2 protein-coding genes are annotated in these 1,430 nt (G+C 72.3%); both read left to right on the forward strand.

Annotation, left to right across the window (positions count from 1 at the left end; genetic code table 11):
- On the forward strand, positions 1–196 hold a 196-nt coding region (locus GTP90_RS35695), incomplete at its 5' end, for a hypothetical protein (RefSeq protein ID WP_161087928.1).
- The coding region (locus tag GTP90_RS35700) for a glycosyltransferase family 4 protein (protein WP_161087929.1) at positions 196–1,430 on the forward strand (1,235 nt) is incomplete at its 3' end. The genes GTP90_RS35695 and GTP90_RS35700, both read left to right, overlap by 1 nt.

Below are 1,430 nucleotides of genomic sequence, written 5' to 3' on the forward strand. Positions count from 1 at the left end.
CGCGCCGCGCCTCAAGCGCCTGCTGCGGCCGCTGTTGCTGCGCATCCCCGGCGTGACCCGCGTCTACCAGGCCAGCATCGCCGCCGGCCAGGCCATGCCGCCCGAACCGCAGGCGCCGCTGGGCGACATGTCGCCGCGCGCGCTGCGCGTGTACCGCGACCTTCAATCCGCGCTCAAGAAGACAAGGAAACATTGATGCGTATCGTCATCGATTTGCAGGGAGCCCAATCCGAAAGCCGCTTCCGCGGCATCGGCCGCTATTCGCTGGCGCTGGCGCTGGGCGTGGCGCGCAACGCCGGCCCGCACGAGGTCTGGCTGCTGCTCAACGGCGCGCTGGCCGACGCCATCGCCGACCTGCGCACCGCCTTCGCCGGCCTGGTGCCGCCCGAGCGCATCCGCGTATTCGAGGTGCCGGTGCCGCTGGCCGAGCTGCACACCGACAACAGCGCCCGCACCCGCGCCGCCGAGCTGCTGCGCGAGCACGCCATCGCCCAGCTGCGGCCGGACGCGGTGCTGGTCACCAGCCTGTTCGAGGGCTTTGTCGACGACGCCGTGGTCTCGGTTGGCGCCTTCGCCGGCGCCGAGCGCACCGCCGTGGTGCTGTACGACCTGATCCCCTTCCTCAATCCGGACGCCTACCTCGGCACGCCGGCCCAGCGCGCCTACTACGAGCGCAAGATCGCCTCGCTGCGCCGCGCCGGCCTGCTGCTGTCGATCTCCGACTACTCGCGCCAGGAAGCCATCGACGCGCTGCGGCTGCCGCCGGAGCAGGTGGTGGCCATCTCCACCGCGGTGGACGACAGCTTCCAGCCGGCCGCGCCGGACGCCCGCCTGTGGTCCGAGCTGCGCGCCCGCTACGGCCTGACGCGCGCCATGCTGATGTACGCGCCCGGCGGCTTCGACGCCCGCAAGAACATCGACGGCCTGATCACCGCCTTCAGCCTGCTGCCGGCGGCGGTGCGCACCGGCCACCAGTTGCTGATCGCCAGCAAGGTGGGCCAGCACGACCGCGACGCGCTGCTGGCGCACGCGGCGCGCGCCGGCCTCGCCGCCGACGAGCTGGTCTTCACCGGCTACGTCAGCGACACCGACCTGATCGAGTTGTACCGCAATGCCGCGCTGTTTGTCTTCCCGTCGCGCCACGAGGGCTTCGGCCTGCCGGCGCTGGAGGCCATGGCCTGCGGCGCGTTGGTGATCGGCGCCGACAACACCAGCATTCCGGAAGTGATCGGCTGCGACGAGGCGATGTTCAACGCCGACGATCCGGCCGCCATCGCCGCCAAGATCGCCGAGGTGCTGACCGACGACGCGCTGCAGCAGCGCCTGCGCGCGCACGGCGCCCAACAGGCCAAGCGCTTCTCGTGGGACGTGACCGCGCAGCGCACCGTGCGCGCGCTGGAGGCGTGGCGCGGCCAGGCCCCGGCTGCGGC

The organism is Duganella vulcania (assembly GCF_009857655.1).
In the GTDB taxonomy this organism is placed as follows: Bacteria; Pseudomonadota; Gammaproteobacteria; order Burkholderiales; family Burkholderiaceae_D; genus Rugamonas; species Rugamonas vulcania.